The following is a 23,643-nucleotide window of genomic DNA, read 5'->3' on the forward strand; positions in this document are numbered from 1 at the left end:
GCCTCACTTGCCCGCGGTGACGGCCGCGGCCGCATTGGCCGGCTCGCGCTGCTTCAGCAGTTCGAGCTGTTCGCTATTGAAGCGCGAATAGTCCTTCTGCCATTGCGACGGCTGCTCGACCGGCATCACCTGCACCGCGGTCACCTTGTATTCGGGGCAGTTGGTCGCCCAGTCGGAGCTGTCGGTCGTGATCACGTTCGCGCCCGATTCGGGGAAGTGGAACGTGGTATAGACGACGCCCGGCTGCATCCGCTCCGTCACCTTCGCGCGCAACACGGTCTGCCCCGCGCGCGATTCGATGCCGACCCAGTCGCCGGTTTTGATGCCGCGTTCCTCGGCATCGTGCGGATGCAGTTCGAGCCGGTCTTCGTCATGCCAGCGCGAATTCTCGGTGCGGCGCGTCTGCGCGCCGACGTTGTACTGCGACAGAATGCGCCCGGTCGTCAGCAGCAAAGGATACTTGCGCGTGACCTTCTCCGGCGATGCGATGAACTTCGTGATCACGAACCTGCCCTTGCCGCGCACGAAGGTGTCGACGTGCATCGTCGGCGTGCCGTCGGGCGCGTCCTCGTTGCATGGCCACTGGATGCTGCCCATTTCGTCGATCTTCTGGTACGACACGCCGTGGAAGGTCGGTGTGAGCCGCGCGATTTCGTCCATGATCTCGGACGGATGCGTGTAGTCCATCTCGTAGCCGAGCGCGCGCGACAGCAACTGCGTGACTTCCCAGTCCGCGTAGCCGGCGAGCGGCGGCATCACCTTGCGCACGCGCGAGATGCGGCGCTCGGCATTGGTGAACGTGCCGTCCTTTTCGAGGAACGACGAGCCGGGCAGCAGCACGTGTGCATACTTGGCGGTCTCGTTCAGGAAGATGTCCTGCACGACGATGCATTCCATCGACGACAGCGCCGCCGCCACATGATGCGTGTTCGGGTCCGACTGCACGATGTCCTCGCCCTGGCAGTAGAGGCCCATGAAGCTGCCGTCCAGCGCGGCGTCGAACATGTTGGGAATGCGCAGGCCCGGTTCCGGTTGCAGCGTGACGGCCCAGGCGTTTTCGAACTGAGTGCGCACGAGCGGATCGCTGATGTGGCGATAGCCCGGCAGCTCGTGCGGGAACGAGCCCATGTCGCACGAACCCTGCACGTTGTTCTGGCCGCGCAGCGGATTCACGCCGACACCTTCGCGGCCGATGTTGCCGGTCGCCATCGCCAGGTTCGCGATGCCGATCACCATCGTCGAGCCTTGCGCGTGTTCGGTGACGCCGAGGCCGTAGTAGATCGCGGCGTTGCCGGCGCTCGCGTAGATGCGCGCGGCTTCGCGTACCTGTTGCGCGGGCACGCCGGTCGCCGCTTCGGTCGCTTCCGGCGAGTTCTCCGGCAGCGCGACGAAATCGCGCCACTGTTCGAACGCGCGGGTTTCGCAGCGCTCGGCCACGAACGCTGCGTCGAGCAGGCCTTCAGTAACGATCACATGCGCGAGCGCGTTGACGATCGCGACGTTGGTGCCGGGCCGCAATTGCAGATGGTGCGACGCTTTCACGTGCGGCGTATCGACGATGTCGATCCGGCGCGGATCGACGACGATCAGCTTCGCACCCTCGCGCACGCGCCGCTTCAGACGCGAGGCGAACACCGGATGGCCATCGGTCGGATTCGCGCCGATCACCATGATCACGTCGGCTTTGTCGACGGAGGCGAACGTCTGCGTGCCGGCCGATTCGCCGAGCGTCGTCTTCAGACCATAGCCGGTCGGCGAGTGGCAGACGCGCGCGCAGGTGTCGACGTTATTGTTACCGAACGCGGCGCGCACGAGCTTCTGCACCAGGTAGGTTTCCTCGTTCGTGCAACGCGACGACGTGATGCCGCCGATCGAATCGCGCCCATGCTTCGCCTGGATGCGACGGAATTCCGATGCCGCGTACGAGATCGCTTCGTCCCAGCTGACTTCGCGCCACGGGTCGGTGATCGTCGCGCGGATCATCGGCTTTTTGATGCGGTCCTTGTGCGTCGCGTAGCCCCACGCGAAGCGGCCCTTCACGCATGCATGACCTTCGTTGGCCTGGCCGTTCTTGTGCGGCACCATCCGCACGACCTGGTTGCCCTTCATCTCTGCCTTGAACGAGCAGCCGACGCCGCAATAGGCACAGGTGGTGACGACCGAGTGCTCGGGCTGGCCGAGCATCACGACGGTCTTTTCCTGCAAGGTCGCGGTCGGGCACGCGGCCACGCAGGCGCCGCACGACACGCACTCCGATTCCATGAACGGCTGGTTCTCGCTGGCCGTGACGCGAGATTCGAAGCCGCGTCCGGTGATCGTCAGCGCGAACGTACCCTGGGTTTCCTCGCACGCGCGCACGCAGCGATTGCAGACGATGCACTTCGCCGGGTCGTACGTGAAGTACGGATTCGATTCGTCCTTCTGGTCCTTCAGATGATTCGCGCCGTCGAAGCCATAGCGCACTTCGCGCAGGCCGGTCACGCCCGCCATGTCCTGCAGTTCGCAGTCGCCGTTGGCGGGGCAGGTCAGGCAATCGAGCGGATGGTCGGAGATGTACAGCTCCATCACGTTGCGACGCAGCGACTGCAGACGGTCGGTCTGCGTGCGCACCTTCATGCCGGCTTCGACCGGTGTCGTGCACGAGGCCGGATAGCCGCGCCGTCCTTCGATTTCGACGAGACACAGGCGGCATGAGCCGAACGGTTCGAGCGAATCGGTCGCGCACAGCTTCGGCACGTTGACGCCAGCTTCAGCGGCCGCGCGCATCACCGACGTGCCCGCCGGTACGGTCACCGCCTGGCCGTCGATTTCGAGCGTCACGTCGACGTTTGAGTGGCGGGCGGGGGTGCCGTAGTCGGTGTCGTCGGCGAACGCGTTGGCGGCGCGTGCCTGGGCTTGCGATTTGCACGCGCAGTTGCCTGAGCCGCAGCCGCCCCCCAGGGGGACTTCCTTCGGGGCGCCGGCAGGGGAGTTGAACTGGTCGGACATGGTGAACTCCTGGAGTCAGGCCGCGGCCGCTTTGGTGGCGTGGTCGGCAGTGGGATCGGCGGCGAGACCGAAGTCTTCAGGGAAATGATCGAGCGCGGACAGCACCGGATACGGCGTCATGCCGCCCATCGCGCACAGCGAGCCGGCTACCATCGTGTCGCACAGATCGCGCAGCAATTGCACCTGACGCGTCGACGTGTCGCCGTTGCGAATCCGCGCGATCACCTCGACGCCGCGCGTCGAGCCGATACGGCACGGTGTGCATTTGCCGCACGATTCGAGCGCGCAGAAGTGCATCGCGTATTGCGCGAGCTCGGCGAGGTTCGAGGTGTCGTCATGCACGACGAGACCGCCGTGGCCGATCACCGCGCCGATCGCCGCATACGCCTCGTAGTCCATCGGAATGTCCCACTGGCTTGGCGGCAGATAGGTGCCGAGCGGACCGCCGACCTGCACCGCGCGCGCCGGCCGGCCGCTCGCGGTGCCGCCGCCGAAGTCGTCGAGCAGTTGGCGCAATGTCACGCCGAACGCGAGTTCGACGAGGCCGCCTCGCTTGATGTTGCCGGCCAGTTGGAACGGCAGCGTGCCACGCGAGCGGCCCATGCCGAAGTCTTTATAGAACGCGGCGCCGCGCGCGAAGATGATCGGCACGGTGGCGAGCGTGATCGCGTTGTTGATCACGGTGGGCTGGCCATAGAGACCCACGAGTGCGGGCACCGGCGGCTTTGCGCGGACGATGCCGCGCTTGCCTTCGAGCGATTCCAGCATCGCGGTTTCCTCGCCGCACACATACGAGCCCGCGCCTTTCGCGACGAACAGCTCGAAACGCTGCCCGCTCGAGAGCACGCTGTCGCCGAGCCAGCCGGCTGTGCGCGCACGGGCGATGGCAGCTTCGAGCGTCGCGATCGAGTGCGGGTATTCGCTGCGCACATAGATGTAGCCGACGGTCGCGCCGGTCACGACGCCGGCGATGATCATGCCTTCGATGAGCACGTACGGATCGCTTTCCATCACGAGACGATCGGAGAAGGTGCCGGAATCGCCTTCGTCGGCATTGCAGACGACGTACTTCTGCGCGGCTTTCGCGCCGCGCACCGTGCGCCACTTGATGCCGGCCGGAAAGGCCGCGCCGCCGCGGCCGCGCAGACCGGATTCGATCAACGCTTCGCAGGCGGCATCGGCGTCGGTTTGCAGGGCGTTGCGTAGGCCTTCGAGGCCGCCGTGCGCGACGTAATCGTCGATGGACAGCGGGTCGGTGATGCCGATCCGCGCGAAGGTCAGGCGCTGCTGCTTCTTCAGATACGGAATCTCGTCGACCACGCCGACGCGCCGCGCATGCTCGCCGCCGTCGACGAAGCCCGCGTCGAACAACGCGGCGACGTCTTCCACGTCGACATTCGCATAGCCGATGCGGCCTTCGGGCGTCGCAACTTCGACGAGCGGTTCGAGCCACAGCAACCCGCGCGAACCGTTGCGGATCAGTTCGATCGCAATGCCGCGGCGCGCGGCTTCGCTGGCGATGGCTTCGGCCAGCGCATCGGCGCCGAGCGCGAGCGCCGACGAATCTCGCGGAATATAGATGCGCGTCATGCCGGCACCTCCACGCATTTGCGGGCAGCGGCGAACAGCGCGTCGAATTTATGCGGCGACACGCGCGCGTGCAGCGTGCCGTTGAGCATCATCGCCGGCGACAGCGCGCATTGGCCGAGGCAGTACACCGATTCGAGTTCCACCGTTGCGCCGTCATGGTGACCGGCGTCGAAGCGGCAACCGGTGTGCGCCTCGATGTGCTGGGCAAGCGCCTCGGTGCCCATGCTGCGGCACGCTTCGGCGCGGCACAGCTGCACCGTGACGGGCGCGGCCGGCGAGGTGCGAAAGTGATGGTAGTAAGTGATGACGCCGTGCACTTCCGCTCGCGACAGGTTCAGCGCGCGGGCGAGCGGTCCGACCGCCGCGGGTGGCACAAAGCCGAGTTCGTCCTGGATCGCGTGCAGGATCGTGATGAGTGTGCGGCCCGGCTGCGCGTGACGTTGCACGAGCTGATCCGGCGCCGTGGCGAGAGAATCGTCCAAAGGGGGCTCCTCCGAAGCGATATATGCACTTGTTATTCATAATGCATGCACGTATGCTTCGCTTATTCGACATGGTATAGCCGAAAGATAGGCGGGCCGACCAGCGCGCGCAATAGGAAACAGTCAAACATATATGGTCAGGATCGAATGTCAGGTCGAGCTGGTGGTGAAGGGCGCGGACGGCCGCGAGGCCAGCCTGTCTGACGTGGTGCCGCTGCTCGCGCTCGTCGCTGAATCTGGCAGCATTGCGCAGGCCGCGGCGCTTAAGGGTTTGTCCTATCGGCACGCATGGGGCTTGCTGCGCAGCATCGAGGAGCGGTTTGGTGGTCCTCTGATCGCGAAAGAGCGTGGGCGCGGCTCGGTGTTGTCCGAGCTCGGTCACGCGGTGCTGCGCGGGCAGCGGCTCTGCGGCGAGCGGCTCGACGGCAATTTGCAGGCGCTCGCGAGCGAAGTGGCGAGCGATCTGAACCGCTGGCTTGCGCCCCCAGCCGATGACGTGCGCATCCACGCGTCGCACGGTTACGCGGTGGCCGCGCTTGTTACGGCGCTGGTCGCCAACGATCTGCCGGTCGAGATCAAGTACCGCGACAGCGCCGAGGCGGTCAGTGCGCTCGCGCGCGGCGAGTGCGATCTGGCGGGCTTTCATCTGCCGCTCGGCGAGTTCCGCGCGGTGTGCGCCGATACCTACCGGCGCTGGCTCGATCCGCAACGCCATGTGCTCGTGCATCTGACCCGACGCAAGCAGGGTCTGTTCATCGGCAAGGGCAATCCGAAGCGGATCGGCGGGCTCGGCGATCTGGCGCGCGACGACATCCGTTTCGTCAACCGCCAGCCGGGCTCGGGTACACGGATGCTGCTCGATCTCGCGCTGCGACAGGTCGGTGTGGACCCGGACCGCGTCAACGGCTATGCGTCGACCGAGCTGACGCACTCGGCGATCGCGGCGTTCGTCGCGAGCGGCATGGTGGACATAGGCTTCGGCGTCGAACCGGCCGCGCATCATTTCGGGCTCGACTTCATTCCGATCGTCGACGAGGACTATTACTTCGCGTGCGATCGCGCGCACCTCTCTCGCGCGCCGCTCGCGACGGTGATCAACCTGTTGCGTGGCAGCGCGTTTCACCAACGCGTCGAGCAACTCGCCGGCTACGATCCGTGCGACTGCGGCAGGCTCGTCGATCTGGACGAGGGGCTCGGCGGCGCGCTCGCGTAACGGCGGAGTAAGAGCCTGTAACCAGAAAAGCGGTGGCGCTCGGCGTGCGCGGCTGCGCAGCGCGCCGGTTTCGGCTACTCTCTTGGCTTCGTATCCGCCTTTACCACGCGCCAAGCTGCGCTGAACCGACATGAAAGCTCTTCTCCATGCATGTGCCGCCGCTGCCGCGGCTGGTGTGCTCTGTGCCACCGTCTCCGTCGCTTACGCGCAAAATTCGCCTGGCGTGCCGGGTGGCATCCTGACCGACGAATTCCGCATTAACGAGCATCCGCAGATGCCATTCGCCGCGTCAGCCCCGTCGGAGAAGTATCAGCACGGCCAACGTTCGCAGGCGCGCAAGCGCGGCGACATGGGCGATCCGAATGGCTGCAATCTGCAGTGCCCGAAAGACGAATAAGAATTGGCTCGGGCTTCGCTCGAGCTTCGAGGTTTGACGCAACGCCGGCCCTTGGGTCGGCGTTGTGCTTTGTGGCGGGGGCGATGGCGGCCCAGTTGCCGGCTGGAGTGGCTTCTCATGGCCTGGCGATGTGCCAGATTTCCTTGAAGCCGTCTCCCTTTGCATCGCCCGACTGCTTGTCGGCCGCGTAGTGATACAGCGGATGGCCCTTGTACGTCCATTGTTGCTTGCCGTCTGCGCTCGGGATCAGCGTCCAGTCGCCCGACGGCTTGTCGGTCGGCGCCGCCGTGGCCGCCGGCCAGTTGCTCATGCAGCCGCCGGTGCAGGCGCTGACGCCGGGCGTGGTGTCCTTGTCGAACGTGTAGAGCGTCATGCCGTCAGCGGTGACGAAGCGGCCGTCGGACAGTGTGGGCGGATCGGCGAAGGCACCGGCGTGTAGCACGGCGAGTGCGAGCGGGGCCAGCAGAGCGATGGTCTTGCGCATGACGCAGGCTCCTGTTTTGGCGACGCGGTTGACGAATGACGACTCGCTTCGAGCTATGAGTATAAGTAGCGGCCGCGGATTTACCGGGGCGTGTTGTGCGTCCCCGCTGAGTGAAGGGGAGATGTGTGGCCGGCCCGCAAAGCGTCGCGGACGGTGCCGAAAATAAAAAACCCCGGCAGCGTTACGCTACCGGGGTTTTTTTGGGCCGTTCATCGCGAACGTTCCAGGTATTTGGTGGAGGCGGCGGGAATCGAACCCGCGTCCAGAAGTCCTCTACGACCAGTTCTACATGTTTAGTTCTGTCTTTTGATTTAACCGCAGCGACGCGGACGAACACGCTGCGCTACGGCGATTCACTAAATTTTCGACCCGGACGTCGTGACGCCGCCAAGGCTTAACTGACGTATATGACCTCTGTCGGTATTGCTACCGGTCTTGCGACACTAGCCCGTCAGTGAACTAGGCAGAGGACGGCGGCCCTTAGGCTGCCAGTGCGAACGTATCGTCGTTTGCAGTTACGTTTTTCCCATTGATTAACGAGGTGACGGGTCCTCGACATGCCCTAGCCGCTTCGCAACCCCTGTCGAAACCAGGTCGCCCCCGCGGTTCGTTGCTCACATATGTGAGCCAAAGGAGATTTTACAATAGATCGAGGGCCGCGTCGTGCGTCTTTGGTGGCCGCTGAATGGTGCAACATGGTTAACAAGAGTGCGGGACCGCACCTTCAGCCGATCTGTCTGACTTTGTCAGCCGATGTCGCGCAGCAGGGTTTGCAACTCGGCCGTCGATTCTACGACGTGTTGCGCGTGCCACCGTGTCGGCGGAATGTCGTTGCCGCAATAGCCGTACGCCGCGGCGACGGTCTTCATGCCGGCGGCAAAACCGGCCTGCACGTCGCGCAGATCGTCGCCGATATAGACGACGCGCTCCGGCGCGATGTCCAGCTCACGCGCCGCGTGCAGCAATGGCGCGGGGTGCGGCTTCGAATGCGGGGTCGTGTCGCCGCTCACCACGCAGCCGGCGCGCTCCTCGAGCCCGAGTTGCGCGACGAGCGGCTCGGTGAGCCGCGCGACCTTGTTCGTGACGATGCCCCAGCGCACGCCGCGCGCGTCGAGTTCGTCGAGCACTTCCGCGATACCCGGAAAGAGCGTCGTCTCGATACACAGATCTGCTTCGTAGTTCGCGAGAAACTCCTCGCGCATCGATGCGAATTCGTGATGATCGGGCCCGATGCCGAACGCCCCGCAGATCAGTCCGCGCGCTCCGGCTGAAGCCAGCGGGCGCAGCTTCTCGAGCGGCACCATCTCGAGCCGCCGGTCGTGGCGCATCTTGTTGACGGCGGCCGCGAGGTCGGGCGCCGTGTCGGCAAGCGTGCCGTCAAGGTCGAAAAGCACGGCGAGGCAAAAACCGAGCGTGTCGTCGTTGTCTTCGCGTTGCGGCAGGGGAGTCGGGTCGCTCATTGTTCGTTTCGGATACGGCGGATCGGGGCGGTTCGGGCAATTCAGGCGTCGCGGCGACAGGCGAGCATATAGTTGACGCTCGTGTCGGACGACAGCGCGAAAAGCTTGCTGAGCGGGTTGTACACGATGCCCTTGATGTCCGCCGTGCGCAGCTCGGCGGCGCGCACGAAGCCGGCGAGCTCCGACGGGCGGATGAAGCGCGCGTAGTCGTGCGTGCCCATCGGCAGCATTCGCGCGATGTATTCGGCGCCGATCACCGCGAACAGATACGACTTGACATTACGGTTCAGCGTGGAGAAAAACACCCAGCCGCCCGGCTTCACGAGATTCTTGCAGGCCTCGACGATCGCGGCCGGCCTGGGCACGTGCTCGAGCATTTCCATGCAGGTGACCACGTCATAAGTGCCCGGTTCGCGTGCGGCCAGCGCCTCAGCCGCGATTTCTTCGTAATCGACGGTTACACCGCTTTCAAGACTGTGAAGATCGGCGACACCGAGTGCCTGCGTCGACAGATCGATGCCCTTCACATGAGCGCCCAAACCTGCCATCGATTCCGACAGGATGCCGCCGCCGCAGCCGATATCGAGCACCTTTTTGCCGGCGAGATGGGCGTGGGCGTCGATCCAGCTTAGACGAATCGGATTCAGTTCGTGCAGCGGCTTGAATTCGGCGTTCGGGTCCCACCAACGATGCGCGAGGTCGCTGAATTTCTGTAGTTCGTGAGGATCGGCGTTGGTCATGGTGAAGGCTGCCTCGATGAAAGCGGTGAGCGGACGCTCGAGGATAAACCCTGAGTATATAGGGCGAGAGAAAGAGCGGCAAAAGCGCGTCGGGTAGCGAGCGCTGATGCAAGCTGCGAGCCGCTTGTAGCTGAGCGGGACCCTCCTGCGTCGCGCATCACGCCAGGCCGCGGTACCCGCGCATAAAAAAAGCCCCGCCGAAGCGGGGCTTTCGATACTGCGGTAATTTTCCAGCTTACTGCTTCGGCGTACCGACAACTTCGACTTCCACGCGGCGGTCCGGTGCGAGGCAGGCGATGAGTTGCTTGCGGTTCTTCTGGTTGCAACCGGTGGTAACCGGGTTGCGCGGACCCTTGCCTTCCGTGTAGATACGGTTGGCTTCGACGCCCTTGCTGACCAGGAAGGCCTTCACAGCTTGAGCACGACGCAGCGACAGACGGTCGTTGTAGGCGACGGAACCGATACGGTCGGTGTGGCCCGTAGCGACGACGACTTCGAGGTTGATGCCCTGGATCTTCGATGCCAGTTCGCTCAGACGTTCCTTGCCGGCCGGCTTCAGGATTGCCTTGTCGAAGTCGAACAGCGCATCAGCTTGATACGTAATCTTTTCGCTGGAGATAGCCGGAGGCGGAGGGACCGGTGCCGGCGGGGTCGGAGCCTGAGCAACCAGAGCGCCGTCGCACTTGGCGTTAGCCGTTGCGGGCGTCCAGAATGCATCGCGCCAGCAAAGCTCGTTCGTGCCGTTCATCCACACGTATTCGCCAGTACCATTCACCCAGTTGTCGTTGGTAGCTTGTCGCGACGCCGGCACCGACTGCGCCATGGCGGATGCAGCCATAACTGCGGTAGCTGCAATGAACGCGAGCTTTGAAAGTTTATTCATATTTCTCCTCTCGAAATTGAGATTACCGCAGGTTTACTGCGAGCCTGTTGACGAAGACCAGTCATACATTGCTCGAAGTATAACATTGGTGCGGAACAAAAACCGTTTGTGTAGACTTCGAGCAGTGTCTGACTCTTTGTGCGTTGGCATTTTGCCATATCGTTCCCTTCCGACGAAAAAAAAATCCGCCCCCGATCAAATCCCCCTCCAATTGTGGTGCATGCGCAACAAATGTTTTCGTCTGAGCGGTCCGCCGGCTCTGGCTGAGCGGCGAATTGGGTCCCACGCAGGAATCGAGCCTGACGAGACTGAAATTGTGCGATCGGCGAGGTGTTGGCGGGTGCCTCTCTAATATGTATACGTACCTTCGTCGGGCGTGGATTCGTGGCATGTTAGAATCGCGTGATGCGTTGCGCCTGCAATGCTTACGCGAAGAAGCGGCGAAACCCCGCCTTCGCACGTAAAAGATACGGATAATGGATCAATTCGCCAAAGAGACTCTGCCAATCTCCCTTGAGGAGGAAATGCGCCGTTCGTATCTCGATTACGCGATGAGCGTGATCGTAGGGCGAGCGCTTCCCGATGTCCGCGATGGCCTGAAGCCGGTGCACCGGCGCGTGCTGTTCGCGATGCACGAGCTGAACAACGACTGGAACCGCGCCTACAAGAAGTCGGCGCGTATCGTCGGCGACGTCATCGGTAAATACCATCCGCACGGCGACACCGCTGTCTACGACACGATCGTACGGATGGCGCAGGACTTCTCGCTGCGCTACATGCTCGTCGACGGCCAGGGGAACTTCGGTTCCGTCGACGGCGACAACGCCGCGGCGATGCGTTACACCGAAATCCGCATGGCGAAGATCGGCCACGAACTGCTGGCCGACATCGACAAGGAAACGGTCGACTTCGTGCCGAACTACGACGGCAGCGAGAACGAGCCGGCCATCCTGCCCGCGCGCATCCCCAATCTGCTGATCAATGGCTCGTCCGGCATCGCGGTCGGCATGGCGACCAATATCCCGCCGCACAACCTCAATGAAGTCGTCGACGCGTGTCAGCATCTGCTGAAAAACCCGGAAGCGACGATCGACGAGCTGATCGAGATCATCCCCGCGCCCGACTTCCCGACCGCCGGCATCATCTACGGCGTGGCCGGCGTGCGCGACGGCTATCGCACCGGTCGCGGCCGCGTCGTGATGCGCGCGCTGACGCACTTCGAGGAAATCGACCGTGGCCAGCGCATGGCGATCATTGTCGACGAGCTGCCCTATCAGGTGAACAAGCGCTCGCTGCTTGAGCGCATCGCCGAGCTCGTCAACGAGAAGAAGCTCGAAGGCATTTCCGACATCCGCGACGAATCCGACAAGAGCGGCATGCGCGTCGTGATCGAACTAAAGCGCGGCGAAGTGCCCGAGGTCGTGCTGAACAATCTGTACAAGGCGACCCAGCTTCAGGACACGTTCGGTATGAACATGGTCGCGCTCGTCGACGGCCAGCCGAAGCTCCTGAATCTGAAGGAAATGCTGACGTGCTTCCTGTCGCATCGCCGGGAAGTGCTGACGCGGCGCACCGTCTACGAACTGCGCAAGGCGCGCGAACGTGGTCACGTGCTCGAAGGTCTCGCGGTTGCGCTCGCGAACATCGACGAATTCATCGCGCTCATCAAGGCCGCGCCGACACCGCCGATCGCCAAGCAGGAGCTGATGTCGCGCGCGTGGGATTCGTCGCTCGTGCGCGAAATGCTGTCACGCGCCGAGTCGGAAAACGCGTCGGCGGGCGGTCGCGAAGCTTATCGTCCGGAGGGATTGAACCCGTCGTTCGGCATGCAGACCGATGGCCTGTACCGTCTGTCCGATACGCAGGCGCAGGAAATCCTGCAGATGCGCCTGCAGCGACTGACCGGTCTCGAGCAAGACAAGATCATCGGCGAATACCGCGACGTGATGGCGCAGATCGCTGACCTGCTGGACATTCTGGCTCGCCCGGAACGCATTTCGGCGATCATCGTCGACGAACTCACGTCCATCAAGGCCGAATTCGGCGATGCGCGTCGCTCGAAGATCGAGTTGAACGCGACCGAGCTGAACACCGAAGACCTGATCACGCCGCAGGAAATGGTCGTGACGATGTCGCACGCGGGCTACGTGAAATCGCAACCGTTGTCCGAATATCGAGCCCAGAAGCGCGGTGGTCGCGGCAAGCAGGCCACTTCCATGAAGGAAGACGACTGGATCGACACGCTGTTCATTGCCAATACGCACGACCACATCCTGTGCTTCTCGAACCGCGGCCGTGTGTACTGGGTCAAGGTCTACGAAGTGCCGCAGGGTTCGCGCAATTCGCGCGGCCGGCCGATCGTCAATATGTTCCCGCTGCAAGAAGGCGAAAAGATCACGGTCGTGCTGCCGGTCAAGGAGTTCTCGGCCGACAAGTTCGTGTTCATGGCGACCGCGTTGGGAACGGTAAAAAAGACGCCGCTGGAAGCATTTAGCCGGCCGCTGCGCAAGGGTATTATTGCGGTCGGTCTCGATGAGGGCGATTACCTGATCGGCGCCGCGATCACCGACGGCCAGCACGACGTGATGCTGTTCTCGGATTCGGGCAAGGCAGTGCGCTTCGACGAAAACGACGTGCGTCCGATGGGCCGCGAGGCGCGCGGCGTGCGCGGCATGCAACTCGAGGACGGCCAGAACGTGATCGCGTTGCTGGTGGCCGGCGACGAGCAGCAGTCGGTGCTCACCGCAACCGAGAACGGCTACGGCAAGCGCACCCCAATCACCGAGTACACGCGTCATGGCCGCGGCACGAAGGGCATGATCGCAATCCAGACGTCGGAGCGTAACGGCAAGGTCGTTGCCGCGACGCTCGTGGACCCGGAAGCGCAGATCATGCTGATTACCACGACGGGCGTGCTGATTCGCACGCGCGTGTCGGAAATTCGCGAAATGGGACGCGCAACGCAAGGTGTTACACTCATCAGCCTTGACGAAGGGACCAAGCTGTCCGGTCTGCAACAGGTAGCGGAGGCCGAGGGCGAGTCGGAAAGCGATTCCGACGGCTCCGCTGAAGGTGATAACGGCGGTGAGGGCGGCGGCGCGGCTTGATCCGTGCCAGCGGCTTTCAGTCTCAGTTAATACGTTGAAGCTACGCTGCGGGTCACCGCGTATCGGGCCGGTACGCTTTCCCGTGTGGCGTGCCGTTCAAGTTAATTTCTCTTAGGGAGTAGTGATGCAAAAACGATTCAAACAACTGATGTTGCTGGCTGCCATCGTGCCGACCTTCGCCATGGCTCAAGCGCTGCAGAACCAGGCGCCTGCGGCTCCGGCTGCCGCAGCAGCACCGGTTGATCCGGCCAAGCAAGCTGCCATCAAGGAGCTGCTCGACGCCATCGATGCGCAGAAGCTGGTTGGCGCAATCGGCAACAGCGCGCAGATGCAGGCCAAGCAGCTCGTTCCGGCAATCCTGTCGGACGCGCTGACCGAGAACAAGACGATGACGGACAAGCAGAAGCAGGCCGCCGTGCCGACGCTGCAAAAGAACGCGGTGCCGAAGCTGGTGGACAGCGCGGGCCAGGTGTTCGCGACCGACTCTTTCCGTCAGGACGCGATGCAATCTCAGTACGACGCGTACGCGAAGTACTACAGCACGTCGGAAATCAAGGATCTGACCACGTTCTACAAGAGCCCGACCGGTCGCAAGTTCATCCAGGTGCAAGACCAGGTTGGCCGCGACGTCGTGAACGGTCTGATGCAGAAGTACATGCCGGAATCGATCAAGGCAACGCGTGACCAGGCCGACAAGGAAGTCGCATCGGTCAAGCCGGCTGCCAAGTAAATTCCGCTCGCAGGCTGCGCTGATCAGCCGGCCTGTCGTCGCGCCCGCTGGGCCACCCGGCGTGGCGGGTTGGCGGCGACAATGCGATAATGGTCGTTTGCGCACTGGCGCAGACGGCCATTTTCTTTTTCGGCGAGCCATTTCGCAGTTCTTTTCGCCGATTCCCGCGCGACTTCGTTATTTCGCGCCCGCTTCCAGGACCTCACATGCGCGTCTTTAATTTCTCCGCCGGCCCGGCGGCCATGCCCGAAGAAGTGCTGCGCCAGGCAGCCGACGAGATGCTGAATTGGCAAGGCAGTGGTATGAGCGTGATGGAAATGAGCCATCGCGGCAAGGAATTCATGTTGATCCACGAGGAAGCGCTGACCGATCTGCGCGAGTTGCTGCAGGTGCCGGCAAGCCACCGCATCCTGTTTCTGCAGGGCGGTGGACTCGGCGAAAACGCGATCGTGCCGATGAACCTGCTCGGCTCGAAACCGCGTGCGGATTTCGTCATCACCGGCTCGTGGTCGGAGAAATCGTTCAAGGAAGCGCAGAAATACGGCAGCGTGCATCTCGCCGCGACCGGCAAGACAGCCGAGGGCTTCACCCGCGCGCCGGCGCGCTCGGAATGGCAGCTGTCGGACGATCCGGCTTACGTGCACTTGTGCACCAACGAGACCATTCACGGCGTCGAAACCTTCGAGATTCCCGACCTCGGCGATACTCCGCTCGTCGCGGACGCGTCGTCGCATATCCTGTCGCGCCCGATGGACATCGCCAAATACGGCGTGCTATTCGGCGGTGCGCAGAAGAACATCGGCATGGCCGGCGTGACGGTCGTGATCGTGCGTGAGGACATGCTCGATCGCGCGATGCCGATCTGCCCGTCGGCGTTCGAATGGAAGACCGTCGCCGAGAACAATTCGATGTACAACACTCCGCCCACCTACGCGATCTATATCGCCGGGCTCGTGTTCAAGTGGTTGAAGAAGCAGGGCGGCCTCCTGGCGATGGAGGCACGCAACCTCGAAAAATCGAAGCTGCTGTACGACACGATCGACTCGAGCAGCTTCTATCTGAACAAGGTCGAGCGTGGCTCGCGCTCCCGGATGAACGTACCGTTCTTTCTCGTCGACGAGTCGCGCAACGAAGATTTCCTGTCCGGCGCGAAAGCGCGGGGATTGGTGCAGCTAAAGGGCCACAAGTCCGTCGGCGGCATGCGGGCGTCGATTTATAACGCCGTCCCGCTCGAAGGCGTCAAAGCGCTTGTCGAATACATGAAGGAATTCGAACAGCGCAGTGCCTGAGCCACACTGACCGGCAGGCGTGCGCATCTTTTCCAGCAGTTACCCGGCAAAGCCGTTTTACGCATGGACGACGAACTCAATACACGACTCAAACCTCTGCGCGATCGCATCGACGCGCTCGACGCGCAGCTGATCGCGCTCCTGAACCAGCGCGCGTCGGTCGCGCTCGAAGTCGGGGAGGTCAAGAAGCATTTCAACGCACCGGTGTTCCGACCCGAGCGCGAGATGCAGGTGATCGCGCGCCTGCAGGAGATGAGCGCGGGGCCGCTTGCGGACGAACACATCAGCGCGATCTGGCGCGAGATCATGGCCGCAAGCCGCGCGCTCGAAAAGACCATCAAGGCCGCGTACCTCGGGCCCGTCGGCACCTATAGCGAACAGGCGATGCATGAGTACTTCGGTCAGTCGATCGAAGGGCTGCCGTGCCCGTCGATCGATGAAGTGTTCCGCTCCGTCGAGGCGGGTGCCGCCGACTACGGCGTCGTGCCGGTCGAGAATTCGACCGAAGGCGCGGTGTCGCGCACGCTGGATCTGCTGCTGCAAACGCAGCTGACCATCGGCGGCGAACTCGCATTGCCGATTCATCACAACCTGCTCACGCAAAACGGGCTCGCCGGCGTCACGCGCGTGTGCGCGCACGCCCAGGCGCTCGCGCAATGCCAGCGCTGGCTGTCGACCAACGCGCCGCATCTCGAGCGCCAGGCGGTGTCGAGCAACGCGGAAGCTGCACGGATGGCAGCCGAAGATCCGACGGTCGCGGCCATCGCCGGCGACCGCGCCGCGATCCACTACGGCCTGCAGGTCACCAACGCGCTGATCCAGGACGATCCGCACAACCGCACTCGCTTCGTGATGATCGGCAAGCAGCCGACCGATCCGAGCGGCTACGACCAGACCTCGTTGATTGTGTCGGTCGTGAACGAACCGGGTGCGATGGTCAAGCTGCTCGAGCCGCTGGCGCGCCACGGCGTGTCGATGACGCGTTTCGAATCGCGCCCGGCGCGCGTCGGCACGTGGGAGTACTACTTCTATATCGACGTCGAAGGCCATCGCGACGACCCGGCCGTGGCCGCCGCGCTCGCCGGGCTCGGCGAGAAGGCCGCGTTCCTGAAAATACTCGGCTCGTATCCGCGCGCCCGGTAAGGGCTGGTAGCGCAGTCCGGGCGGCGCCAAGTGCACTGCCCGAACGCATATTTCACGATCCATCGTCGTTCGGAGATTTTCATGACAGCGTCTTTCGGCCCTTCCTATGTGCGTGCGATCGCGCCGTACATCGCCGGCAAGCCGATTTCGGAAGTGGCCCGCGAGTTTGGTCTCGACGAGGCGAGCATCGTGAAGCTGGCATCGAACGAGAATCCGCTCGGCATGCCGGAATCCGCGCAGCGCGCGATGGCGCAGGCGATCGCCGACCTCGGCCGCTATCCGGACTCGAACGGTTTCGAACTGAAGGCGGCACTCGCCGCGCGCTACGGCGTGCCGGCCGAGTGGATCACGCTCGGCAACGGCAGCAATGACATCCTCGAACTCGCCGCGCACGCGTTCGTCGAGAAGGGCCAGGCGGTAGTGTTCTCGCAGTATTCGTTCGCGGTCTATGCGCTCGCAACGCAAGGCGTCGGCGCGCGCGCGATCGTCGTGCCGGCCGTGCACTATGGTCACGACCTCGACGCGATGCTTGCCGCGATCGACGACGACACGCGTCTCGTGTTCGTCGCCAATCCGAACAATCCGACCGGTACGTTCGTCGACGGTCCGACGCTCGAGGCGTTTCTCGGCAAAGTGCCGCGCCATGTGGTCGTCGTGCTCGACGAGGCGTACACCGAGTATCTGTCGGCGGACAAGCGCTATAACTCGATCGACTGGGTGCGCCGCTATCCGAACCTGCTGGTGTCGCGCACTTTCTCGAAGGCGTTCGGCCTGGCGGGCCTGCGTATCGGCTTCGCGATCGCGCAGCCCAGCTTGACCGATCTGCTGAATCGACTGCGTCAGCCGTTTAACGTCAATACGCTCGCGCAGGCCGCGGCGATTGCGGCACTGAACGACAGCGCATTTCTGGAAAAGAGCGCGGCGCTGAACGCGCAGGGCTATAAGCTTCTGACCGAGGCGTTCGACAAGCTCGGTCTCGAATACGTGCCATCCGAAGGTAACTTCGTGCTCGTGCGCGTCGGCGGTGACGACGAAGCCGGCGCCCGGGTGAATCTCGCGCTGCTGAAACAGGCTGTGATCGTGCGACCGGTCGGCAACTACGGTTTGCCGCAGTGGCTACGCATCACGATCGGCCTGCCGGAGGAAAACGGAGCGTTCCTCGCGGCGCTCGAAAAGACGCTTGCCGAGCCTGCCGCTGCGTAAGCATTGCTCCTTGATCCCGCGCGTCGGCCGGCAGGAGCGGCGCGCTTATTGTCCGTATTGTGTGAGCGACGTGGCCGCGTTTTCTTTTAACAAGCTGGTGATTTTCGGTGTCGGCCTGATCGGCGGATCGCTCGCGCGCGCGTTGCGTGAACGCGGCGAGGCCGGCGGGGCACGCACGGTGGTTGGGGTGGGACGGACGTCCGCGTCGAGCGAGCGCGCGTTGGCGCTCGGGGTGATCGACGGCGCCGCGGCGCTCACCGACGACGCCGCGCTGCGCGACGCGCTAGCGGGCGCGGACTTCGTGCTGCTCGCGGCGCCGGTCGCGCAGACACAGCCGCTACTCGAACGCATCGCGCTGCATCTCGACGCCAACACGATCGTCACCGACGCGGGCAGCACCAAGTCCGACGTGGTCGCCGCCGCGCGCGCGGCGCTCGGTGCACGGATCGGCCAGTTCGTGCCGGGCCATCCGATCGCCGGCCGCGAGTCGAGCGGCGTCGACGCCGCGTTGCCCGATCTGTACGTGAACCGCAACGTCGTGCTGTGCCCGCTGCCGGAGAACGCGCCGGAAGCGGTCGAGCGCGTCGCGGCGATGTGGCGCGCCACCGGCGCCTTGGTGCGGGACATGACGCCGCAGCAGCACGACCGCGTGTTCGCGTCGGTCAGTCATCTACCGCACGTGCTGTCGTTCGCGCTCGTCGAACAGATCCTCAGTTCGCCCGACGCCGCTTTGAAGTTCTCGTTCGCGGCGGGCGGATTCCGCGACTTCACGCGCATCGCCGCGTCGAGTCCGGAGATGTGGCGCGACGTCTGCGTCGCCAATCGCGCGGCGCTGCTCGACGAACTCGACGCGTATACCGCGGTGCTCGCGCGCCTGCGCACGGCGATCGAGGCCGGCGACGGCGCCGCGCTCGAAGCGGTGTTCGCGCGCTCGCGCGTCGCGCGCAGTCAGTGGCAGGAGCAGCGCGCGGCTGGCGTGGCCGCCAGCGACGCGTCCAAATAACCGGAAACTGGACACATCATGGAATTCCTCGATCTCGGACCATTTTCCCGTGCGTCCGGCACGATTCGTCTGCCCGGCTCGAAGAGCATCTCGAACCGCGTGCTGCTGCTCGCCGCGCTCGCCGAAGGCGAGACGACGATCACGAACCTGCTCGATTCCGATGACACCCGCGTGATGCTCGCCGCGCTCGAGAAGCTTGGCGTACGTCTGAAGCGCGACGGGGACACCTGCGTCGTAACCGGCACGCGCGGCGCGTTCACCGCGCGCACGGCCGACCTGTTCCTCGGCAACGCGGGTACGGCGGTGCGTCCGCTGACCGCGGCCCTCTCCGTGAACGGCGGCGACTACCGGATCCACGGCGTGCCGCGCATGCACGAGCGACCGATCGGCGATCTCGTCGACGGCCTGCGCCAGATTGGCGCGAAGATCGACTACGAACAGAACGAAGGCTATCCGCCGCTACGCATCCGTCCCGCCCAGATCACGGCCGACGCGCCGATCCGCGTGCGCGGCGACGTGTCGAGCCAGTTTCTGACCTCGCTGCTGATGACGCTGCCGCTCTTGCGCACGGCGAGCGGCGTCACCACCGTGCAGGTCGACGGCGAGCTGATCTCGAAGCCGTACATCGAGATCACGATCAAGCTGATGGCGCGCTTCGGCATCGACGTCGAGCGTCACGGCTGGCACCAGTTCGTGGTGCCGGCCGGGCAGCGTTATCAGTCGCCAGGCGCGATCATGGTGGAAGGGGATGCGTCGTCGGCGTCGTATTTCCTCGCCGCGGGAGCGCTCGGCGGCGGCCCGCTGAGAGTGGAAGGGGTGGGCCGCGCGAGCATCCAGGGCGACGTCGGCTTTGCCGATGCGCTGATCAAGATGGGCGCGAACCTGCAGATGGGAGAGGACTGGATCGAAGTGCGCGGCGTCGGCAACGACCATGGCAAGCTCGATCCGATCGACATGGACTTCAACCTGATCCCCGACGCGGCGATGACGATCGCGGTCGCCGCGCTGTTCGCGGACGGCACGACCACGCTGCGCAACATCGCAAGCTGGCGCGTCAAGGAAACCGACCGCATCGCCGCGATGGCGACCGAGCTGCGCAAGGTCGGCGCGAAGGTGCAGGAGGGCGAGGATTTCCTCGTCGTCACGCCGCCCGAAAAGCTGATCCCGAATGCCGCGATCGACACCTACGACGACCATCGTATGGCGATGTGCTTTTCGCTTGTGAGCTTGGGCGGTGTGCCGATCCGCATCAATGACCCGAAGTGCGTCGGCAAGACGTTCCCCGATTATTTCGAGCGCTTCACGGCGCTCGCGCAACCCTGATGCGATCCAGATTCGTGTGCGAATCGCCCGATGTGCGACATTTTTAGATGAAACCGATCCGTCCCTTTCACCAGACGCCCGTCATTACGATCGACGGCCCCAGCGCCTCCGGCAAAGGCACTGTGGCCGCGATGGTGGCCGCCAACCTCGGCTTTCACCTGCTCGACAGCGGCGCGCTCTACCGGCTCGCGGCACTCGCGAGCCTGCGCTACGACATCGCGGCGGACGACGTCGACGCACTTGTCAAACTGATCGACGACCTCCATATCACGTTTCGCGAGGGGCTCGCGCAGCTCGACGGCGTCGATGTATCGACCGAAATTCGTGCCGAGGAAGTGGGCAGCCGCGCCTCGGCGATCGCCGTTCACGCGCCGGTGCGAACCGCGCTGGTGGCGCGTCAGCGGGCGTTTCGCAAGGAGCCGGGGCTCGTCGCCGACGGGCGCGACATGGGCACCGTGATCTTTCAGGATGCCGTGCTGAAGGTGTTCATGACGGCGAGCGTCGAGGCCCGCGCGACGCGCCGGCATAAGCAATTGATCCAAAAAGGATTTTCTGCTAATATAGATGACTTGCTCCGGGATTTGCGTGAGCGCGACGAGCGTGACAGTCAGCGCGCGGCCGCGCCGCTCAAGCCCGCGGCGGATGCAAAACTGCTTGATACCTCCGCATTGTCGGTCGACCAGGCGGTCGAGCAGGTGGTGCAATGGTATGAAGCGCTGGTCCCGCATGCGTAACTGAAACGGTCATGCGGTAGTGGCCAGGCAGCGGCAGTCCTGTTGTTGGTAGGTGCTTCGCGATGGTCGCGAAGCGTTGTTTTTTTAACCCTTTAACCTCGCGTGGCGTTCGCGTATTTGCCGCAGTTGCTGACCAGTCCGGTGAGCCAGGCGTTGCGAAGACCATGCAAACTCTGATTTTTATGTCCGACCTGCAAACCTCTACCCCGAATACCGAATCTTTTGCGGCTCTGTTCGAAGAGTCGCTGACCAAGCAGGACATGCGCGCTGGCGAAGTGATCTCCGCGGAAGTCGTGCGTGTCGACCACAACTTCGTGGTCGTGAACGCTGGTCTGAAGTCCGAAGCCTACATCCCGCTCGAAGAGTTCCTGAACGACGCGGGCGAGGTAGAAGTGCAGGCGGGCGACTTCGTTTCCGTCGCGATCGACGCGCTGGAAAACGGCTATGGCGACACCATCCTGTCGCGTGACAAGGCGAAGCGTCTGGCTTCGTGGCTGTCGCTGGAAAAGGCGCTGGACAACAACGAACTCGTAACCGGCACGATCACGGGCAAGGTCAAGGGCGGTATGACCGTGATGGTCAATGGCATCCGCGCGTTCCTGCCGGGTTCGCTGGTTGATACGCGTCCGGTCAAGGACACCACCCCGTACGAAGGCAAGACGCTCGAATTCCGCGTCATCAAGCTCGACCGCAAGCGTAACAACGTCGTGCTGTCGCGCCGCGCTGTCATCGAGGCAACGCAAGGCGAAGAGCGCGCGAAGCTGCTCGAAACGCTGAAGGAAGGCGCGATCGTCGAAGGCGTGGTCAAGAACATCACCGACTACGGCGCGTTCGTGGACCTCGGCGGTATCGACGGCCTGCTGCACATCACGGACATCGCATGGCGTCGTGTGCGTCACCCGAGCGAAGTTCTGTCGGTTGGCCAGGAAGTCACCGCGAAGATCCTCAAGTTCGACCAGGAAAAGAACCGCGTTTCGCTCGGTATCAAGCAACTGGGCGACGATCCGTGGGAAGGCATCTCGCGCCGTTACCCGTCGGGCACGCGTCTGTTCGGTAAGGTCACCAACATCACCGACTACGGCGCATTCGTCGAAGTGGAATCGGGCATCGAAGGCCTCGTCCACGTGTCGGAAATGGACTGGACCAACAAGAACGTTGCTCCGTCGAAGGTTGTCCAATTGGGCGACGAAGTCGAAGTCATGGTTCTCGAAATCGACGAAGACCGCCGTCGTATCAGCCTCGGCATGAAGCAGTGCAAGCCGAACCCGTGGGACGACTTCAGCCGCAACTTCAAGAAGGGCGACAAGATCAGCGGCGCAATCAAGTCGATCACCGACTTCGGCGTGTTCATCGGTCTGCCGGGCGGCATCGACGGTCTGGTTCACCTGTCGGATCTGTCGTGGAGCGAAACCGGCGAGGAAGCCGTTCGCAAGTACAAGAAGGGCGACGAAGTGGAAGCGATCGTTCTCGGCATCGACGTCGAGAAGGAACGTATTTCGCTGGGTATCAAGCAGCTCGAAGGCGACCCGTTCAGCAACTACGTTGCAATGAACGACAAGGGTTCGGTCGTCGATGGTACTGTCAAGTCGGTGGACGCGAAGGGTGCTGTGGTCCAGCTGTCGGGTGAAGTCGAAGGCTACCTGCGTGCTTCGGAAATCGCCCAGGACCGCGTGGAAGACGCTCGCAACGTGCTGAAGGAAGGCGACAAGGTCAACGCGATGATCATCAACATCGATCGCAAGTCGCGTGGCATCAACCTGTCGATCAAGGCGAAGGATTCGGCTGAGCAGCAGGAAGCCATCCGCGGTCTCGCTGCTTCGGATTCGAGCGCAGCCGCTACCGGCACGACGAACCTCGGCGCGCTGCTGAAGGCCAAGCTCGACGGCCAGAACCAGTAAGCCTGAGAGGTCTGCTGCAGTATGACCAAATCGGAATTGGTCGCCCAGCTGGCTACGCGGTTTCCGCAACTTGTTCTCAAAGATGCGGATTTCGCGGTGAAGACGATGCTCGATGCGATGTCGGAGGCACTTGCCAAAGGTCATCGCATCGAAATTCGAGGCTTCGGCAGCTTCGGGCTCAACCGCCGTCCCTCCCGCGTTGGACGCAATCCGAAGTCGGGCGAGAAGGTGCTGGTACCTGAGAAGTACGTACCGCACTTCAAGCCAGGCAAGGAATTGCGCGAGCGGGTGGATCGTCGCGCGGGCGAGCCGCTGAAGGCCGAAGAGCCGGATGACGACCTTTAATGACTCCGCTGTGCGTCTTGCAGCGTGGCATAGCTAGCGTCAGCGGCCAAAGCCAGTCGGCAAAAGACCAGGAAAAGCGCCTTCGGGCGCTTTTTTTTTTGCGTCCATCGTTTGAGAAGAGGGCGCCTTCCGGTGCGGCCTTTGCATTTCGCGAATCACCCGTAAGTGCGCCATCCCGCCACTTGCTGCCCAGCCCCGAGGTCATCCATTACAATACGGGTCACTTCGGCGCGGGCAACACCGTGGCGCGACGCGTCATCGAGCCGGCGTCACCCCGCAACTGCCGTCAAGAGATCTATTCATGAAATTTATCGTCTGGCTGATCCGTGTGCTGGTGTTCGTGCTGCTGCTGGTGCTGGCGCTCTCCAACACGCAACCCGCTACGCTGAATTTCCTCGCCGGCTACGTCTGGTCGGCGCCTCTGATTCTGATCGGTCTCGCGTTTTTCGTGATCGGCTTGCTTGCGGGGCTCGTGTCGGCGGTGCCGGCCGTCGTACGTCTGCGCATGGAGAATGGCCGGCTCAGGCGCGAGTTGCGCGTGGCGCGCGAAACTCCAGCCGTCGTCGAGCAGCCGCCGATGCCGCCGCTGATCTGAACTCCGTTGCGCCGCGCGCTCTGAGCGCGGCTTTTC

20 protein-coding genes and 1 other RNA gene are annotated in these 23,643 nt (G+C 63.5%); 13 read left to right on the plus strand and 8 right to left on the minus strand.

Annotation, left to right across the window (positions count from 1 at the left end; all coding sequences use genetic code 11):
- Nucleotides 1-3 precede the first annotated feature (3 nt).
- The 3 genes from fdhF to HDG33_RS13195 are packed head-to-tail and all read right to left on the minus strand — an operon-like array spanning nt 4 to nt 5,060.
- A complete protein-coding gene (gene fdhF, locus HDG33_RS13185; protein WP_184027629.1) occupies nt 4-2,988 on the minus strand; it encodes a formate dehydrogenase subunit alpha in 2,985 nt (994 codons plus the stop codon).
- A gap of 15 nt (nt 2,989-3,003) precedes the next feature.
- Complete coding sequence (locus HDG33_RS13190; protein ID WP_184027632.1) at nt 3,004-4,578, minus strand: NADH-quinone oxidoreductase subunit NuoF; 1,575 nt, start codon at nt 4,576-4,578, stop codon at nt 3,004-3,006.
- Entirely contained in the window at nt 4,575-5,060 is a 486-nt protein-coding gene (locus HDG33_RS13195) for an NAD(P)H-dependent oxidoreductase subunit E (RefSeq protein ID WP_184027635.1), read from the minus strand. Before HDG33_RS13195 ends, HDG33_RS13190 begins: the two co-directional genes overlap by 4 nt.
- A 133-nt stretch (nt 5,061-5,193) precedes the next feature.
- Here HDG33_RS13195 and HDG33_RS13200 point away from each other — a divergent pair, with 133 nt between their 5' ends.
- Together HDG33_RS13200 and HDG33_RS13205 are read left to right on the plus strand one after the other, a co-directional pair.
- Nucleotides 5,194-6,273, plus strand: coding sequence for a substrate-binding domain-containing protein (locus HDG33_RS13200; RefSeq protein WP_184027640.1), 1,080 nt, complete (start codon nt 5,194-5,196; stop codon nt 6,271-6,273).
- A gap of 130 nt (nt 6,274-6,403) precedes the next feature.
- Nucleotides 6,404-6,670: a hypothetical protein gene (locus HDG33_RS13205; RefSeq protein WP_184027643.1), complete on the plus strand. Its 267-nt coding sequence runs from the start codon at nt 6,404-6,406 to the stop codon at nt 6,668-6,670.
- 115 nt (nt 6,671-6,785) lie between these two features.
- Here the strand turns inward: HDG33_RS13205 and HDG33_RS13210 are convergent, their stop codons facing one another.
- From HDG33_RS13210 to ompA, 5 genes are all read right to left on the minus strand, one after another.
- Complete coding sequence (locus tag HDG33_RS13210) at nt 6,786-7,154, minus strand: hypothetical protein (protein WP_184027646.1); 369 nt, start codon at nt 7,152-7,154, stop codon at nt 6,786-6,788.
- A gap of 232 nt (nt 7,155-7,386) precedes the next feature.
- Nucleotides 7,387-7,756, minus strand: a transfer-messenger RNA (tmRNA) gene (gene ssrA, locus HDG33_RS13215).
- A 144-nt stretch (nt 7,757-7,900) separates the two neighbouring features.
- Complete coding sequence (gene gph / locus HDG33_RS13220; RefSeq protein WP_184027663.1) at nt 7,901-8,614, minus strand: phosphoglycolate phosphatase; 714 nt, start codon at nt 8,612-8,614, stop codon at nt 7,901-7,903.
- A 41-nt stretch (nt 8,615-8,655) separates the two neighbouring features.
- The gene (ubiG, locus tag HDG33_RS13225) at nt 8,656-9,354 is read right to left on the minus strand and encodes a bifunctional 2-polyprenyl-6-hydroxyphenol methylase/3-demethylubiquinol 3-O-methyltransferase UbiG (RefSeq protein WP_184027677.1); all 699 of its coding nucleotides are present in this window, start codon (nt 9,352-9,354) and stop codon (nt 8,656-8,658) included.
- 235 nt (nt 9,355-9,589) lie between these two features.
- A complete protein-coding gene (gene ompA, locus HDG33_RS13230) occupies nt 9,590-10,237 on the minus strand; it encodes an outer membrane protein OmpA (RefSeq protein ID WP_090801331.1) in 648 nt (215 codons plus the stop codon).
- A 476-nt stretch (nt 10,238-10,713) separates the two neighbouring features.
- Here ompA and gyrA point away from each other — a divergent pair, with 476 nt between their 5' ends.
- From gyrA to HDG33_RS13285, 11 genes are all read left to right on the plus strand, one after another.
- Complete coding sequence (gene gyrA / locus HDG33_RS13235) at nt 10,714-13,344, plus strand: DNA gyrase subunit A (RefSeq protein ID WP_184027680.1); 2,631 nt, start codon at nt 10,714-10,716, stop codon at nt 13,342-13,344.
- Nucleotides 13,345-13,468: 124 nt separating this feature from the next.
- On the plus strand, nt 13,469-14,074 hold the full coding sequence (locus HDG33_RS13240) for a DUF2059 domain-containing protein (protein WP_184027684.1): 606 nt from the start codon (nt 13,469-13,471) through the stop codon (nt 14,072-14,074).
- Between the two features lie 206 nt (nt 14,075-14,280).
- Nucleotides 14,281-15,363 (plus strand): 3-phosphoserine/phosphohydroxythreonine transaminase, encoded by a 1,083-nt coding sequence (gene serC, locus HDG33_RS13245; RefSeq protein ID WP_184027687.1) that lies wholly within the window; start codon nt 14,281-14,283, stop codon nt 15,361-15,363.
- Between the two features lie 63 nt (nt 15,364-15,426).
- Nucleotides 15,427-16,506 carry a prephenate dehydratase gene (pheA, locus tag HDG33_RS13250; protein ID WP_184027690.1) on the plus strand — a complete coding sequence of 360 codons (1,080 nt, stop codon included), beginning with the start codon at nt 15,427-15,429 and terminating at the stop codon, nt 16,504-16,506.
- Between the two features lie 81 nt (nt 16,507-16,587).
- Entirely contained in the window at nt 16,588-17,709 is a 1,122-nt protein-coding gene (hisC, locus tag HDG33_RS13255) for a histidinol-phosphate transaminase (RefSeq protein WP_184027693.1), read from the plus strand.
- 61 nt (nt 17,710-17,770) lie between these two features.
- Nucleotides 17,771-18,712, plus strand: coding sequence for a prephenate dehydrogenase (locus HDG33_RS13260; protein ID WP_184028740.1), 942 nt, complete (start codon nt 17,771-17,773; stop codon nt 18,710-18,712).
- Between the two features lie 18 nt (nt 18,713-18,730).
- Nucleotides 18,731-20,035, plus strand: a complete 1,305-nt coding sequence (aroA, locus tag HDG33_RS13265; RefSeq protein ID WP_184027696.1) for a 3-phosphoshikimate 1-carboxyvinyltransferase — start codon at nt 18,731-18,733, stop codon at nt 20,033-20,035.
- 47 nt (nt 20,036-20,082) lie between these two features.
- The gene (gene cmk, locus HDG33_RS13270; RefSeq protein ID WP_184027699.1) at nt 20,083-20,769 is read left to right on the plus strand and encodes a (d)CMP kinase; all 687 of its coding nucleotides are present in this window, start codon (nt 20,083-20,085) and stop codon (nt 20,767-20,769) included.
- A 164-nt stretch (nt 20,770-20,933) separates the two neighbouring features.
- Nucleotides 20,934-22,667, plus strand: a complete 1,734-nt coding sequence (gene rpsA / locus HDG33_RS13275; RefSeq protein ID WP_008921410.1) for a 30S ribosomal protein S1 — start codon at nt 20,934-20,936, stop codon at nt 22,665-22,667.
- A gap of 21 nt (nt 22,668-22,688) precedes the next feature.
- Nucleotides 22,689-23,012, plus strand: a complete 324-nt coding sequence (locus HDG33_RS13280) for an integration host factor subunit beta (protein ID WP_006050255.1) — start codon at nt 22,689-22,691, stop codon at nt 23,010-23,012.
- A 301-nt stretch (nt 23,013-23,313) separates the two neighbouring features.
- Nucleotides 23,314-23,607, plus strand: a complete 294-nt coding sequence (locus HDG33_RS13285; RefSeq protein ID WP_184027701.1) for a lipopolysaccharide assembly LapA domain-containing protein — start codon at nt 23,314-23,316, stop codon at nt 23,605-23,607.
- The last annotated feature ends 36 nt before the right edge of the window (nt 23,608-23,643 follow it).

The organism is Paraburkholderia sp. Cpub6 (assembly GCF_014201065.1).
In the GTDB taxonomy this organism is placed as follows: domain Bacteria; phylum Pseudomonadota; class Gammaproteobacteria; order Burkholderiales; family Burkholderiaceae; genus Paraburkholderia; species Paraburkholderia tuberum.